Here is a 15,208-nt window from a genome sequence, read left to right on the forward strand (position 1 = left end):
GGGCTAGGATCGCCCTGCCCTAGTCCGTGTAGCTCGCCTTGAATTCGTCCCAGCCGGCGCGGATGTGCATGCGCAGCGCCACGAGCAGCGCGGCTTCGTCGCGCACAATGAGCGCGCTCAGCATTTCCCGATGCTCGATCGAGGCGCGCTCGATCCGGTTGTCCAGCCGGTTGATGAGATCGAAGGGATAGCGCGCCCACAGGATGCGGACGAAACGCAATGTCTGCGGCAGATGCGCGGCCATGTAGATCAGCTCGTGAAAACGGTAGTTGATGACGCGGACCGCCTCGCGGTCGTCTTTCTTCGCCGCTTCCTCGATCTGGCGCTGAAGCTCGCGCAACTCCTCCAGATGCTGCGGCGTGAGGCGGGCGAGAGCGGCAAGGACCAGCTTGGATTCGAGCATCATGCGTAAGTCCACGATCTCCTCGGTGGCGTGGATGTCGAACGGTGCCACCACCGCACCCCGGTGCGACGAGCCCAGCACGAATCCTTCCGCCTCCAGCAGCTTGATCGCCTCGCGCACCGGCGTGATGCTCGTGCCGATCTTCTCGGCGAGTTCCGCCTGCTTGAGCTTCGATCCGCGCGGGAAACGCCCCGATATGATACCTTCCCGCAGGTAGTCCGCGACCCGCTCTTCCTTCGTCTGATGCCTCAACTTGTTGCCCTTCCTCGCATATGGCCGACAAGGAATAGACTGGATAATCCTGCATGATGCAATCTTTCATCATCGGGATTCCGTCGAAGAGGCGGGAGCGAGGTCGACGCGCACCACCCGGTCCTCAAGCCCCGGCCCGGCGGCTGGATAAAAAGCGGCGATGCGGGGATCATGCGCGGGGATGACGTGATCGTCGCTGTCGGCGAGTTCCCTGATGCGGTCGTGCGCCGCGATCATGTCGGACAGGTTGAAGGCGACGGCGAACGGAACGCCGCGCTCGTATTCCTCGTAGTAGTGCAGCGCGTCCGACGCCAGCACGACCCAGCCGCGCGCCGTGCGCACGCGGACGATCTCCTGCCCGTCGCAATGGCCGCCGACCCAATGCACCGACACGCCGTCGGCGATCGTCCGGTCAAGGCCGTGCAGCGCGAGCCGTCCGGCATGCAGCAGATGGACGAGGCGGGCGATTTCGTCTGGCTCATAGGCGCGGCGGAACCACGGCTTTTCCATCCACGGGCCGGTGACGTAGGCCATCTCCCGCGCCTGCATGAAAAACTGCGCCTTGGGAAAGGCATCGAGATGGCCGATGTGGTCGTAATGCGCGTGGGTCAGAATCACCGTCTCGACGCCTTCGGGCGCGATGCCGAGGTGTCGCAGCGCCTCGACCGGATGCAGGAGAATGCCATGTCCGTGGCGCTCGGCCTTGTCGGGATGCATTCCCGTGTCGACGACGATCACGCTCTCGCCGCTCTTCAGGACCCAATAGTAGAAGTCGAGCACCTGCGGCTCGTCGGGTTGCGTTTCGAGAATGAAATTCTGGCCGCGCACGCGCCGCGCATTCGTGCCGTAACGGATGGCGAAGATTTCGTACTCGGTGCGATTGTCTGATGCTTCGGACATGGCTGACCCCGCTGGCTTCCTCGCTTGATGCGCCCCGCTCAATGGGAGGCCGTCGCGCCTAGATAGGCGTCGATCGCCTCCTGGCGCGCGGCTTCGCCCTTCAGGTCCTGCGCGCGGCGCCACCCCACGATCCGTCCGCTGCGCAGGAAATGGACCTCGTCGCACAGCCGCATCGTCATGCGCAGATTCTGTTCGACGAGCACGATGGCAAGATGCGTCTCCCGGCGAATGGTCGCCAGCCGCTCGAACACCCGGTGCACCAGCAGCGGCGCCAGCCCGAGCGAAGGCTCGTCGAGAAGCAGCAGGCGCGGGCCGGCCATCAGACCGCGGCCAATGGCGAGCATCTGCTGCTCGCCACCGCTGAGCCGCCACGCCGGGCCGTCGGCCTTGTTGGCGATTTCGGGAAACATGTCGAGCACCATGTCGATGCGCGCGCGCCGGGCCACTCCCGGAACGTGATAGCCGCCGAGCACGAGGTTCTCGCGCACGGTCAGATTCCCCACGATCTCGCGGCCTTCGGGCACATAGACGATGCCTGCCCGCACCCGCTGGCGCGCCGGCAGGGACTGCACCGGCTCGCCGTCGAAGGTGATCTCGCCCGTGGCGGGCACGAGACCGGCGACGGCCTTCATGATCGATGACTTGCCCGCGCCGTTGGCGCCGAGCAACGCCACGACGGAACCGGTGCCCACGTCGAACGACACGCGCTCGGCCGCCTGGGCCTTGGCGCCGTAATAGACGGAGAGATTGCGCACAGTGAGCAGGCTAGTCATCGTCGCTCCCCAGGTAGATGCGCACGACCTCGGGATCGTTTCTCACCGCCGCGGGTGTGCCGCAGGCGACGAATTCCCCGAAGTTGAGCACGTAGATGCGGTCGCAGATCGACATCACGAGGTCCATGTCGTGCTCGACGACCACCATGACGAGATCGGGCGTGGCGAGGTTGCGCAGCGCCCGTGTCAGGTCGCGCGTCTCGGCGTTGTTGAGCCCCGCCGCCGGTTCGTCAAGGAGCAGCACCGACGGACGCCCGACGATGGCGCGCGCGATCTCGACCAGCCGCTGCATGCCGGGCGGAAGCTGCCCGGGCATCAGCGCCGCCGCGTCCGCCAGCCCCAGATCCGCCAGCGCGGCGAGCGCCGCCTCCCGCATGGCGTTGCGCTCCCGTCGCCCCCTCGGCAGGGGCAGGAACGCATCAAGCCATCCCGCATGAAATTTGCGTGACAGGCCGATCATCACGTTCTCAAGCACGGAAAGATCAGGGCAGAGAGCCACCGTCTGAAAACTGCGGACAATCCCCTTGCCGGCACGGGCCGCAGGTGACAGGCCGTCGAGCGGCTCGCCGGCATAGGTGATCGTGCCGCCCTGCGGCCTGTAGGCTCCGGTCAGGCAATTGAAGAGGCTCGTCTTGCCGGCGCCGTTCGGCCCGATCAACCCGGTAATTTCGCCCGGTCGAAACTCGACATCGAGCCCCTTGAGCACCTTGATGCCACCGAACGAAAGGGAGATGCCCCTGCCCTGCAGGGTCGCGGCACCGGCGTTCATGACACACCTCGCGCGCGACGGTGCATCATCCCGCCGATCTTCGGCAGATAATGTCCGCAAAGAATGACGGCGAGCAGCGCCAGACCGTAAAGAACCGGGATCCACGCACCGGACGCCGACAGGAGCTGCGGCACCAGCGTGAGGAAGGCCCCGCCGATCAGCGCGCGTGGCAGCGTGAGCCCATAGAAGCTGACGACCGATCCCACCAGCAGGAAAATTGCCGACCAGAGTGTGAATCCGCTGGGCGACACGGTCGAGCTTGCGAAGGCCAGCGTCGCGCCCGACAGTGCGGCAATGCCGGCGCTGATGCCCATGACGCTCACCCGCGCCCAGACCCGCCGCGTGCCGAACGCATCGGCGGCCGCAGGGTGCGAACGGGCGAGCAGCAGCTTCAGCCCCTGGCGCGAATGGCGAAGTCGGGCCAGCGCATAGGTGACGGCGACGAGCACGACGAGCGCGGCGTAGTAGCGCTGCAGCGACATACCGACACCGGGCACCACGGGGCGCGACACATAGAGCCCCTCGAAGCCGCCCGTCCATTCGTCGGCGTTGTTGATGATCTCCGGCAGCGCCAGCGCGAGCGCCATGGTCGAGACCGCGAGATAGATGCCGGACAGCCTTCTGGACGGCCAGGCGAAGCAGATGCCGGATACGACCCCGAGCGCCAGCGCCACGGGCAGCCCGACAAGCAGCGATACCCCGAGGCGATGCTCCAGGATGGCGACGGAATAGGCTCCGACTGCGGCAAAGAAGCTGTGTCCGATCGACACCTCGCCGCCGTAGCGCACCAGAACGCTCACCGCCAGCACGCCAATACTGTTGGCGAAACAGACGCCCAATGTATAGGTCCAGGAACCCGTCACGGCGAACGGCAGGCATACCAGCACGGCGATGAGGACCGGCGTTGCCCACCGGCCGGCCTGCAGCCGCCAGTCGGAACCCGACCGAGCCGGGCGGCCGGATTGCACGACGCTCTCAGACACGCGACCCTCCCACTTTCGCAAGTGCCCCGCTGGGGAAGATGTTGAGCGCCAGCAGGATCACGCCGAGCAGGAAGGTGCTGCTGAACTCCGGCGATACGTAAAAGGTGAACAGGTTCATGAAGATGCCTATCAGGATACCGCCCACGAGACTGCCCGGCAGGCTTGCGAAGCCGCCGAGCACCGCGGCGGCGAAGGCCTGCAGCATGAACGTCGCGACCGTCGTGGAGCTGAGGAATGTCGTAGGCACGATGAGCAGAGCCCCGACGACGCCGAGTATCGCCGCCACGCACCACGCGAAAAGATGCACCGAACGCAGGTTCAGGCCGCACACCTCGGCGGCGAAGGCGTTGTCGGAGATAGCGCGGAAAGCAACGCCGAGCTTGGTGTAGTCGATGACGAAGAACAGGATGCCGATGGTGACCACGGCGACGAACAGCACCGTCAGGTCGTAGCCGGTTATCAGTAGTCCGAGGATGGACGCGCTGAAGCGTGGCACCGGCAGGTCGAGGCTGACGATATCCGCACCGAACATCAGCAGCGTCGCACCCTGCACCACAAGCCCGACGCCCAGCGTTGCGATGGTGGCCGTGAGATCGGATTCGAACACCAGCGGCGCGATCAAGGCATAGCTCACAAACGCGATCGCGATCGCCGCAATGACAGCGAGCAGCACCGCCGCCCCCCACGAAAGCTCAAGCAGCAGGCCGCTGGAAAAGCCGTAGACGAGAAACGCCGCGAAGCCCGCCACGTTGCCGTGGGAGAAGTTCACCACCCGCGAGCTTTTGAAGATCATCACCAGCCCCAGCGCGCCCAGCGCGTAGAGGCAGCCCGTGATGACGCCCGACCAGATCAGCGGAAACAGGTCGCGCAACACACTTCCGACGGTTTCGACAATGACAGTCATGATCCGTCTCCGGCCTGTGACCCGTCTTCCGCCATGGTGGCGTCCTCGACGAGCCGGATGACGCCGGGGAAGTAGCGTCCGCCCAGGCCCTTCTCGATCGCCTTCTGATAGTAGCGGCGCACGGTCTCGGCCGCTTTCAGCGGCACACCCGTCTCATGGGCGAGCTGGAAGACGTAATCGATGTCCTTCAGCACGTATTCAGGCGGGAAGGAGCGCTCGGGAAAGTCGCGCGGCAGCATCGACTTGCGCCCGTGATTGCGCAGCACGAAGCTGTCCCCGGAGCCTTTCGACACCGCGTCGAGCAACACCTCGGGCGCCACGCCGGCCCGCTCGCCCAGCACGATCATCTCCGCCAGCGTCACGACATTCTCGAACACCAGCATGTTGTTGACGAGCTTGAGAACCTGACCCGCGCCGACATCGCCGCCGTGGGTAATATCGGTCGCGATGTAATCGAGCAGCGGCTTGATGCGCTCGAAGACAGGCGGCGGCGCGCCGACCATGACGCTGAGTTCGCCGCGCTGGGCCGCCTCACGGGTCCGCGCCACGGGAGCATCCGCGAAGGCGATGCCCTTGCGGGCGAGATCGGCCGCCACGGCGCGGGCGAGAGCGACGGGCGTCGTTGACAGATCGACCACGACAGCGCCCGCCTTGGCATGGGTCGCCACCGCCCCCTCTCGGCAGACCGACTCGACCTGCGGCCCGCCGGGCAGGGAGAGGAAGATCACGTCGGCCTCAGCCGCCAGGGCTTCGGGCGAGGTCGCCGGCTCGGCCTTCGTGTCCGCCAGGGCCTCCAGCGCCGTGGCCGACAGATCGAAGGCGATGACGCGGCCGGGGTGCTTCAGCGCCACGTTGCGGCACATCGGGCCGCCCATGACGCCCAATCCGATAAATCCAATCGTCTCGGCGTTGCTCATATCATCAATCCATCAACATGCCGCCGTTCACGTCGAGAACGGTGCCGGTGATCCAGTTGGACGCGGGTGAACACAGAAAAAGGATGGCCTGCGCCACGTCCTCGGGCTGGCCGAAACGGCCGAGCGGCACGTTGCCGTTCGGGGACGGCGCGGCCCGTTGCGTAACCGTCTGCCACATCGGGGTCTCCACCGGCCCCGGCGCGACGACGCTCGCGAACACGCCATGCGGCGCGCCCGCCTTGGCAACCCATTTCATGAGGCCGTGTACCGCGGACTTCGCGGCGATATAGGCCGGCCCCGAAGCGACACCGCCGATTTTCGCGGCGATCGAGCCGAGGGCCACGATCTTGCCGGCCCCCTGCTCCATCATGACGGGAAAAACCTCCCGCAACGGGTTGACGACGCCCATCAGGTTCACGTCGAGGATCGCTCCCCACTCCTCGTCCGTCGCTTCGGTGAGGGAGCGGTGCGAGATCGTCCCGGCGCAGAGCACGAGGACATCGATGCGACCGACCGCGTCAAGGACCCACGACACCGTCGCGCGCGTCTCTTCTCGTGAGGTCACATCATACCTGCGGTACTTTACGCCGCTCGTGCCGAAATCCGTGTGCTCGACTATGTCGGTCGCCACTACCGTCGCCCCCGCCTCGGCGAGAGCGAGCGCCGTCGCCCTGCCGATGCCGCCGGCGGCGCCGGTGACCAGTGCGGTGCGACCGTCAAGGCGCGCCGGAGCACTAACCGGAATGTTGGCCATTCCTATCTCCTCATGAATTGAAAATCGTCATTGAAAGCCAGCGTGGAAAGCCAGCTCGCGCCCGCCCGTTGCACACCCGGCGTCAGCGCACTCAGTTGCCCGTCGTCGCGTCGAACACCACGGTGGGATACGGCCGGAAATCGCGCACCAGGACGAATTCCCCATTCTGCGCCTGGATGATGCCCTCCTGGCGGGTGCCGCGATGGTCACCCGGACGGAAGGATACGCCGCGCGCGCCGCCGACGGCGGCGTTGTCGAGCGTTTCCAGCGCCGCGATCAGATTTTCGCGCGTCAGCGGCTTGCCGCTGTCGAGCAGGGCCTCGAATCCCTTGGAGAACACCGCCGCGTTGCTCCAGCCGTTGAGGCCGAACACGCCGACGGGATCATCGGGATAATACTTCTTGATGGCATCGCGGTACGCTGCGACCTGCGCATCGTCGCTTGAGACCGGCAGCAGCCAGGACGAGAAATAAGTGCCGTTCAGCAGATCGCCGGCCAGCTTGAACGTCGACGGGTCCGCGGTGAAGAACGGGGCAAACCATTTGACATTGAGTCCCTGAAGATCAGCGACCTTCAGCGCGGCGGCGAGGTTCGCGTTCGATCCGAACAGGATGACCGCTTCCGCGCCCGCATTCGCAACCCGACGGATATGCGGGCTGAAACTCGTCGTCTTGACGTCGAAGGAAACGGACTCGGCCGGCGTCAGCCCCTGCTCGGCCATATAGGCGTCGAAGCCGCGCTTGGCGGACTTGCCCAGCTCGTCGTTCTCCCACAGTAGCGCGATCTTCTTGAGCCCCAGCTCCTTGACAGCATAGTCCGCGTTCGCAGCGGCCGACCAGCCGTAATCCGGCAGCAGCGGGAACACGTTGCGCTCGACGAAGAACGCGCTCGCGCCGCCGATCGGCCCGATCATCGGCAGCCCGACCTCTTTCGCATAGGGAATCACCGCCGTATTGGTAGCAGTACCGACCGACGCCGCCAGGGCGAAGGCGCCGTTGTCCTCCACGAGCTGGCGGGTGACGGCGACGCTGCGGGCCGGATCATAGCCGTCGTCATAGGTGACGTAATTCACCGTCCAGCCCTTGATGCCGCCGTTCTCGTTCTGATGCTTGAAATGGGCTTCAGCGGCGTGGGTGAGGATGGAATAGAACGGGACCGGCCCGGTCACCGGCGTGAACGCGCCGACAGTCACCACCTTTTTTTGCTCGTCTATCCCCACCTGCTGGGCGCCGGCAGAGAAGGCCGCGCCAACCGACAGCGCCAGAGCAGCTGCGGCTACAATACTTTTTCGAACATGCACCTTCATTGTTTCCCTCCCCATCGAGCTGCCGTTAGGACAACCGCGCTTTCATCGAAGCGAAGAGCTGTTCCCCGGCATTGTTATGGACTCCCGGCAAGGCGTGCACCGCTGCTATCCCTCTTCGAGCGCGCCCCGCCAGTCTGCCAATCTTTTTTTGCAGGCTATTGCGACCAGACGTATCGGTCAACAAAAAATGCACCATGCATTATATGAATCTCTCGCTATTTTCGCTCCGCACAGCTGATCCGCAGCCGCCCTACCAAGCTGCCGGACGATGTCCTCTCGATAGCGCAAGGCTCGGCCCGTATAGCCATCCTCTCAACCCGTCACTGCCCGGAGCCTCAGTTTGCGCCTGCAAACTGAGGCAAAGCTAGATAATTAGCATCCTGAGCCTGAATGGCGCTGCGGCCATATCCGCGCGAATCGTCCCCCAAATTATACAGCGACATTTGCTTCAGGCAGCAGCAACCACGGCAATCGGCAACAACCATTGCACCAGGCGCCATCTCCATGCATTATGTAAAATGCATTATTTGATCACTCCGCCATTGTGTTTGATTGGCGGTCGACACCTAAAGCGATAAGGAGAGGTAATGTTCACCGGGGTTCTCGCCAATCGGACCGTGCTCGAACTGGGCAGCATGATCGCCGCACCGTTCGCCACCCACATACTCAACCAGATGGGAGCGGAAGTGATCAAGATCGAACCGCCGTCAGGCGACACGACGCGCAAGCTGGTTCGGGGCGGCCCAAGCGGCACATACATCGCCTACAATCGCGGCAAGAAGAGCATCTGTCTGGACCTGCGGTCGGACCGCGGTCTGGAGATTTTTCACAAGCTGGTGAAGAACGCCGACGTCGTGGTGCACAATCTGTCCCCCGGCGCGGCGAGGCGGCTGGGCGTCAGCTACACAGGCTGCTCAGCCATCAACCCCGCTATCATCTATTGCCACATCAAGGGATACGGAGCCGGGCCGCTGTCGGAGGGCGTCGCCTCGAATCCGATCGCGGAAGCCGCCACGGGCGTCATGTATGCCAACCGCGTCGACGGCAGGCCGTCACGCCTTGGCCCTTCGTATCACGATCAATTCGCCGGCTGCTATGCCGTCATGGCCATTCTGTCGGCGCTTCTCGACGCAGGCGGGGATGCCAGGCGCCGCAACATCGAGCTTGGTCTCTATGAAACCGGCCTGCACATCGCAGCGCGTGAGCTTGTCGGTGTCCAGCTGAATTCACAGCTCCTCGGCCGGCAGGATCAGGAACCCTCCCCCGAGTTCAGCATTCCGGGATACGGCGCCTACGAGACCCGCGACAACCGGTGGATTTATCTGGTCATGCTGACCGATGAGCACTGGAGCAAGTTCTGCAAAGCCGCATCCGTGGCGACCGATCCCGAGCTGGCGACCCTGCGGCAGAGGCGAAAGAGCCGGCCGCAGGTCGAGCAGCTTGTGAGCGCGGCGGTCGAGACCTTCGACTACGACGAGCTTGCCCGCAAACTGTCGGAGGTTGGCGCCGGCTTTACCGAGGTCCTTTCCCCGGACAGGGTCCTCGACGCACCGCAGGCCCGCGAATCCGGAAAATACGCGCAATTCCCATTCTCGGGCTACGCATTCGCGGCCCCGAACTTTCCGCTGCCGGCGCTAACGGGAGAAAACGTCGAGAACTCACCGCCTCCGCTCCTCGGGGAGCATACATATGCCGTGCTCCAACAGATCGGGTATGAGGATGAAGAAATACGGTCGTTCATCACCGAAGGAGCAGCATTGACCGCCAACCACGACGCCGAACTGTGGGCGAAAGTGCGCGACGCCAAAGCGTAACCGCATGCAATCGCATTGTGCGTTCAGGCACTCTGCCCGAAACCTGCCGTTGAACGACTCGATGAACGAGTTGTCGGTCGGCTTGCCTGGCCGCGAGAAGTCGTGGAGGCGCGAAAAATAAATGGGAACCTGACGGCGAAGGCGTCGATAATTATTTTGGAATGGCGGATCAGTTAACCCATTGAAAAATGGGTGAATACCGCGTGAATGACCGTCTCCAATGGGGGTTTTTAGGGACCTTACGGATTATAATTCCTGAATAATTATGAACTGTCTGATTTTGTTGGTGTTATTGCCGAACACGGCAATCTGAGCGGTCATATGGGCTGCAGATTGGCGAACTCACCATAGCCACCTTCAAGGGGCGAGCGTCGCCCGAAACCGCTTGAGGGAAGTTGGTGTCAATAAATTTCCGTCCACTATCCGAATCGCAATGCCGACGAGCGCGCTGTTGATGTAGGCGTCCTCAACTCGCATATCACTTTGCTCCTCTGTAGCTTGCTTTACCGCTTCCCTGCATATCCAGCGCTTATTTTCAGCCAACCAGTTAGCCCATATACTTATTTCTTTAGCGTCTAGGCTCAGGACTCATTGATTTATAGGTAGAAGGTGACGGCGGCGGCGATGCATATGGCGGAAAAGAAGGTGTGGGCGCATCGCTCATAACGTGTTGCGATGCGTCTCCAATCTTTGAGACGGCCGAACATGATCTCGATCTTATGGCGCTCTCGGTAGAGGACAGCATTATGCGGGATTGGGCTCTTTTGTTTGGCGCGTGACGGAATGCATGCTGCGATCCCGCGCTCGGCCAGATCCTTGCGCAACCAATCGGCGTCGTAGCCCTTGTCTGCCAGCAGTTCCTTGGCCGGTGGCAGGTGGGGTATCATCAGGCGGGCACCCCCGTAGTCGCTCATCTGACCTTCGGAAAGCAGCATGACGAGGGGACGGCCCCGGCCGTCGCAGACGGCATGAAGTTTGGAGTTCAGGCCGCCCTTCGTTCGTCCGATACGTCGGGGAACATCCCCTTTTTTCCCGTGGCCGCATACTGATGAACGCGGACACAGGTCGAGTCGATCATGACGATATCACCATCGTAGGCTGCCGAGACTGCTGCAAGAAGCCGATCCCATACCCCGGCTCGGCGCCAGCGCACGAAACGGTTGTAGCAGGTGGTCGGCGGGCCATAACGCTCCGGGATTTCCGCCCAGGGTGAGCCCGTTCGAAACCGCCAGAGGATACCATTCAGCACCCGCCGGTCATCGGCCCAGGGAACGCCACGGGGCTTGTTGGGCAAAGGCGGCGAGATAATCGACCATTCGTGGTCGGTTAGTTCGTAGCGACGACGCGTCATCAAAGGCATCCTTAGTTGGAAGCCTTGAATCAGAGAACGCCAGAAACGACAAGCAATTTTATGAGTTTCCGCCGTAGTGCGGGGTGGGATCGATACGATGGCGTCCGGCCCCATACTTCATCGTGAAGACGACGGCGAAACCCTGACCCTGTCGGTGCAGGCAACGCTCAAGCGGGTGGGTATGGAGATGCGGCATCTGGTCGATGCACCGCAAGCACGGTCAAACCGCAAACCCGACCGCAGCCTGCTGCGGCTGCTTGCCCGCGCCCAGCGGTTCCGGGAACTGATGCTGGAGGGCGATGGCACGTCCATCGCCGAGCTTGCCCAGGCGAACAGGGTCACGCCATCCTATTTCACCCGTATCGTTCGGCTCGGATTTCTGGCACCCGATATCACCTCGGCGATCCTTGATGGACAGCAGCCGATCGAACTATCCGCCAAACAACTGTCACTCACCAGTCTGCCAAAGGATTGGTCGGAGCAGCGTCGCAAGTTCGGATTCGGGTGACCTGGACGAAACCTCTGGATCCGCTCAATCCTTGCCTCGCCATATCGGCGGGGTTCTTCGTTTCCGGTCCGCCACGCGGTTCATTCCCGCGAGGAACGACGAGAGCGGCGTCCGGCAAGCCGTACCACCAAAATGGCCTCGGGAGATATCTGCGGGTAACGAGCGCCGGTTCTGGTACTGACCCGGTCTCTCAGCACCGTTGCACAACCACCAGCGGTACATGTCTTTGAACTTCCCGCACTAACCGGGCAGGTCGCGAAAAGTCAAAAAATACTGAAAAATCAGATAGTTATGGCGGAGAGAGAGGGATTCGAACCCTCGATACGGTTGCCCGTATACACGCGTTCCAGGCGTGCGCCTTCAACCACTCGGCCACCTCTCCGGACATTGGTTGCGGAATTCATCCGCACAAGCCAATGCTGCTGCGCCTGAAGGGGCTGGTCGTTTGATTGGGCTTTTCCCTTCAAACGTCCTCCGCGATGCGCCGTCCGGATTCTGCCGGGTGGCGGAGCGGTCCCTGCTTCAGCCGGCCTGGATGCCGGTGTGAATTGCTACAGCAGGAGTGGCTTCTAGCCCACTTGCGATGTCCGTGGCAAGGCCTGTTTTGCGTAAACCGGCGCACGATGCGCCGGTTTTCCACCATCCGTCGTTTCGCGGCCCACGGAAGCCGCCGCGTGGCGCCGTTATTGATGGGGACGCCCGATGAGGCGCTCGCGCACCATGCGCGAAATCTGGTCGAGCAGGCCGACCGTGATCAGAATCAGCACGATGATGTAGGCCACTTCGTCGAAGCGCATCACCTGCCAGCGCGAGATCAGCTCGAAACCGATACCACCTGCGCCGACGAGGCCGAGCACCGTCGCCGAGCGGGTGTTTGATTCGAAGAAATACAGCGCTTGCGACACGTACACCGGCAGCACTTGCGGCAGCAGGGCGTAACGCTGCACCGTCACCGGCGAGGCGCCCACCGATTCGAGCCCCTCTACCGGACCCTTCTCCGTGTTCTCGATCGCTTCGGCGAACAGCTTGCCGAAGGTGCCCGTGTCGCTGATGAAGATGGCGAGGATGCCCGCGAGTGGCCCGAGACCGACAGCGGAGATGAAAATCAGCGCCCAGATCACCTGGTCGATGCCTCGCGCCACGTCGAACAGGCGCTTGGTGAAGAATCGCACGATGAAGGCGGGAATGACGTTGCGCGCCGCCAGAAACGCCAGCGGCAGCGCGACGAGCGCCGCGAGCGACGTGCCGATGAAGGCCATGGCAATGGTCTCGCCCAGCGAGCGGAAGATGTCCGCATGCGCAAAATTGGCGAAATTTGACCAGTCGAAGAAGTTCGCCAGCAGCAGAATCGCGCGCGGATCGGGCGACAACAGCCGGGCGGGCGTGAGACCATAGGCTATGTGCAGCCAGACGACGACGGCAAGCACGGCCGCGAAGATGCAGCCCGCGAGCGTGCGCTCGGAAGGCGTGAGGCCGAAAGCCTTCGGGTTTTCAAGCCGCGCGGCGCGGATTTCTTCGGGCGTCACGGCATCGAGACGGATGGGGCGCATGGGTTGGTCCACTTGTCTGTCAATCCATTCGGTGCGTCGGGGTACTCCGCCGCCTTACACAACCCGCGTGTCGCGGATCAGCCGCTGACGCAGGAAGCCGGAAAGGGTGTCGATCGCTACCACCAGCAGCACGATCAGAAGGATGACGGCGCTGATGTCTTCATAGCGGTTGAAGTTGATCACCTTCTTCAACTCCTCGCCGATGCCGCCCGCACCCACCACGCCGATAATGGCGGACGAGCGCACATTGATCTCGAAACGCAGCAGACCGTAGCTCAGGAAGCCCGGCAGCACCTGCGGCACGATGGCATAGCGGATCATCTCGAACCAGTTGCCGCCCGAGGCGACGATGCCTTCCGCCGGGCGGGGGCTGGCGTTCTCGTTCAGCTCCGAAAACAGCTTGCCGAGCGCACCCGCCGAGTGCAGCCCCATGGCGAGAATGCCCGCAAGCGGGCCTACGCCGTAGCAGAACACGAAGAACAGGGCGAAGACGAGATCGGGAATCGACCGCAGCACTTCAAGGAACCGGCGCGACGTCCATACGATCAGGCCGTGCGGCGACAGGTTGTAGGCGGCCGGAAAGCTGACGATGAAGGCGACGGAAAAGCCGAGAAGCGTGGCGAGCACGGCCATGGCCACGGTGTCGAGGATCAGCACCAGGAAGGTGTGGATGTTGTAAAACCAGTAAAGCAGGGATTGCTTCGTATCCCAGCCACCGAACAGATGCGAGAGCGAGACGATCGGAATACGCTCCGCCGACCCCTGCGCCGCCGGCGTCGAAAACAGCTTGGAAACGTATTCGCCGAGCTTCGGCAACCCCTCGATCACCGGCAGAATGCCGAAATCCGCCCACCATGCGGCAAGAGCGAAAAGGGCGAGGAAGATCGCGACGCCGACCAGCGTGGCACGAAACTTCTCCTGGCGGTGTTCATCGATGCGCCGACGCATGATGTCGTAGGCGCTGGCTGTCTCGATATGCGTCATGACGCGGCACTTTTCGGGTTGCGGAGATCAGGCACCGGAGAGGCGGCAAAACGGGAAACCGCCCCGGCTGAAACGCCGGGGCGGTCCCCTTCAACAGATGGAAATCAGCTCTTGCGGCCGCCGGTGGCTTCCGCCTGACGCAGCTTGATGATGTCCTGATAAAGCTCGACCGTCGTCTTGGCATAGCCCTTGCCAGAGCCGCGCTCGATCGCCTTGTAGATGTCGGGGTGCTTCGTGGGCAGGTCGAGGTGGATCTGCAGCAGCTTGGCCTTGAGGTCGGCCGGCAGGTCCGTGCGGACGGTGATCGGGCCGTTCGGGATCTTGCCCGACTGCCAAATGATCTTGACGTCCTTCATGTTGAGCAGCTTCTTGTCGACCATGGCGCGCAGGTTGCCGCGCGAATAGCCCTCGTTGATGTCGCCCTGGCCCGAGGTCCACGTCACGGCGACGTCGTACTGCTTGTTGAGCACCGCGAGCACGCCCTGCTCGTGACCACCGGCGAAGCCGACGCGCGAGAAGAACTTCTCCGGATCCTTGCCCTCAGCCTTCAGCGTGGCGTTGGGGATCAGGTAGCCCGAGGTGGAGTTCGGGTCGGCGAAGGCAAGCGACTTGCCCTTGGCCTCGTCCAGCGAGTTGATGCCGCTGTCGGCGCGCACCACGGCGACCGAGTAGTAGAACGTCGAACCATCGTTCTCTTCCGGAACGACGATCGGCTCGATGCACTTGTTGCAGTCGAGGTACGCACCGGCGAAGCCCGAGGCGCCGAAGGCCGCGAGTTCAACCTGGCCGGCACCGATGGCCTGCATGATGCCGGCGTAGTCGGTGGCGGGGAACAGCTTGACCGGGATGCCGAGTTCGGTCTCGAGCAGCTTGCGGTAGCCTTCGTTGCGGGTCATCAGATCCGAGGCGTTCTCGCCACCGATCAGGCCGACGCGGAACTCCTTGACGGTGTCCTTGTAGCTCTGGGCCTGGGCGGCGAGAGGGGCGGCGAAAGCGAGCGTGGCAGCAGCAGCCGCGAGCATCAGCTTGCGAAGCATGGT

At 63.2% G+C, this 15,208-nt stretch carries 15 protein-coding genes, 1 tRNA gene and 1 pseudogene; 2 read left to right on the plus strand and 15 right to left on the minus strand.

Translation table 11 applies throughout. The features are described 5' to 3' along the window. Window positions 1-19: 19 nt before the first annotated feature. The 9 genes from ACFFJ7_RS10550 to ACFFJ7_RS10590 all read right to left on the minus strand — a co-directional run bounded on the left by ACFFJ7_RS10550 (window position 20) and on the right by ACFFJ7_RS10590 (window position 7,961). Window positions 20-655 carry a GntR family transcriptional regulator gene (locus ACFFJ7_RS10550; protein WP_377592202.1) on the minus strand — a complete coding sequence of 212 codons (636 nt, stop codon included), beginning with the start codon at window positions 653-655 and terminating at the stop codon, window positions 20-22. A gap of 69 nt (window positions 656-724) precedes the next feature. Further along, entirely contained in the window at window positions 725-1,555 is an 831-nt protein-coding gene (locus ACFFJ7_RS10555) for an N-acyl homoserine lactonase family protein (RefSeq protein ID WP_377592204.1), read from the minus strand. Between the two features lie 38 nt (window positions 1,556-1,593). Next, window positions 1,594-2,328: an ABC transporter ATP-binding protein gene (locus ACFFJ7_RS10560; RefSeq protein ID WP_377592206.1), complete on the minus strand. Its 735-nt coding sequence runs from the start codon at window positions 2,326-2,328 to the stop codon at window positions 1,594-1,596. Then, on the minus strand, window positions 2,321-3,097 hold the full coding sequence (locus tag ACFFJ7_RS10565; protein WP_377592208.1) for an ABC transporter ATP-binding protein: 777 nt from the start codon (window positions 3,095-3,097) through the stop codon (window positions 2,321-2,323). The genes ACFFJ7_RS10560 and ACFFJ7_RS10565 overlap by 8 nt, the downstream gene beginning before the upstream one ends. Further along, entirely contained in the window at window positions 3,094-4,080 is a 987-nt protein-coding gene (locus tag ACFFJ7_RS10570; RefSeq protein ID WP_377592209.1) for a branched-chain amino acid ABC transporter permease, read from the minus strand. Before ACFFJ7_RS10570 ends, ACFFJ7_RS10565 begins: the two co-directional genes overlap by 4 nt. After that, the gene (locus tag ACFFJ7_RS10575) at window positions 4,073-4,984 is read right to left on the minus strand and encodes a branched-chain amino acid ABC transporter permease (RefSeq protein ID WP_377592210.1); all 912 of its coding nucleotides are present in this window, start codon (window positions 4,982-4,984) and stop codon (window positions 4,073-4,075) included. Before ACFFJ7_RS10575 ends, ACFFJ7_RS10570 begins: the two co-directional genes overlap by 8 nt. After that, window positions 4,981-5,901 (minus strand): NAD(P)-dependent oxidoreductase, encoded by a 921-nt coding sequence (locus tag ACFFJ7_RS10580; RefSeq protein WP_377592211.1) that lies wholly within the window; start codon window positions 5,899-5,901, stop codon window positions 4,981-4,983. The genes ACFFJ7_RS10575 and ACFFJ7_RS10580 overlap by 4 nt, the downstream gene beginning before the upstream one ends. 4 nt (window positions 5,902-5,905) lie before the next feature. Further along, entirely contained in the window at window positions 5,906-6,655 is a 750-nt protein-coding gene (locus ACFFJ7_RS10585) for an SDR family NAD(P)-dependent oxidoreductase (RefSeq protein ID WP_377592212.1), read from the minus strand. Window positions 6,656-6,746: 91 nt separating this feature from the next. Continuing rightward, window positions 6,747-7,961, minus strand: a complete 1,215-nt coding sequence (locus ACFFJ7_RS10590) for an ABC transporter substrate-binding protein (protein WP_166950028.1) — start codon at window positions 7,959-7,961, stop codon at window positions 6,747-6,749. Window positions 7,962-8,548: 587 nt separating this feature from the next. On the opposite strand from ACFFJ7_RS10590, the gene ACFFJ7_RS10595 reads away from it, so the two are divergent. Then, window positions 8,549-9,775 carry a CaiB/BaiF CoA transferase family protein gene (locus ACFFJ7_RS10595; protein ID WP_377592214.1) on the plus strand — a complete coding sequence of 409 codons (1,227 nt, stop codon included), beginning with the start codon at window positions 8,549-8,551 and terminating at the stop codon, window positions 9,773-9,775. Window positions 9,776-9,793: 18 nt separating this feature from the next. On the opposite strand, the pseudogene ACFFJ7_RS10600 reads toward ACFFJ7_RS10595, so the two are convergent. Further along, window positions 9,794-9,877, minus strand: a pseudogene (locus tag ACFFJ7_RS10600) (integrase core domain-containing protein); the annotation flags it as partial. 494 nt (window positions 9,878-10,371) lie between these two features. Then, a protein-coding gene (locus tag ACFFJ7_RS10605) for an IS5 family transposase (RefSeq protein ID WP_377592216.1) occupies window positions 10,372-11,126 on the minus strand; the annotation gives its coding sequence in 2 pieces (ribosomal slippage) (window positions 10,372-10,793 and window positions 10,793-11,126; 756 coding nt in all). Window positions 11,127-11,223: 97 nt separating this feature from the next. On the opposite strand from ACFFJ7_RS10605, the gene ACFFJ7_RS10610 reads away from it, so the two are divergent. Further along, window positions 11,224-11,634 carry a hypothetical protein gene (locus ACFFJ7_RS10610; RefSeq protein WP_377592217.1) on the plus strand — a complete coding sequence of 137 codons (411 nt, stop codon included), beginning with the start codon at window positions 11,224-11,226 and terminating at the stop codon, window positions 11,632-11,634. Window positions 11,635-11,926: 292 nt separating this feature from the next. On the opposite strand, the gene ACFFJ7_RS10615 is transcribed toward ACFFJ7_RS10610, so the two are convergent. The 4 genes from ACFFJ7_RS10615 to phnD all read right to left on the minus strand — a co-directional run bounded on the left by ACFFJ7_RS10615 (window position 11,927) and on the right by phnD (window position 15,205). Beyond that, window positions 11,927-12,016 (minus strand) — tRNA-Ser (locus tag ACFFJ7_RS10615). A gap of 301 nt (window positions 12,017-12,317) precedes the next feature. Beyond that, window positions 12,318-13,184 (minus strand): phosphonate ABC transporter, permease protein PhnE, encoded by an 867-nt coding sequence (phnE, locus tag ACFFJ7_RS10620; protein WP_166956552.1) that lies wholly within the window; start codon window positions 13,182-13,184, stop codon window positions 12,318-12,320. A gap of 54 nt (window positions 13,185-13,238) precedes the next feature. Then, window positions 13,239-14,168: a phosphonate ABC transporter, permease protein PhnE gene (gene phnE, locus ACFFJ7_RS10625; protein ID WP_166956556.1), complete on the minus strand. Its 930-nt coding sequence runs from the start codon at window positions 14,166-14,168 to the stop codon at window positions 13,239-13,241. Between the two features lie 104 nt (window positions 14,169-14,272). Continuing rightward, a complete protein-coding gene (gene phnD, locus ACFFJ7_RS10630) occupies window positions 14,273-15,205 on the minus strand; it encodes a phosphonate ABC transporter substrate-binding protein (RefSeq protein WP_166956559.1) in 933 nt (310 codons plus the stop codon). Between the last annotated feature and the right edge of the window lie 3 nt (window positions 15,206-15,208).

It is taken from the genome of Pseudochelatococcus lubricantis (assembly GCF_042432495.1).
GTDB lineage: Bacteria > Pseudomonadota > Alphaproteobacteria > Rhizobiales > Beijerinckiaceae > Pseudochelatococcus > Pseudochelatococcus lubricantis.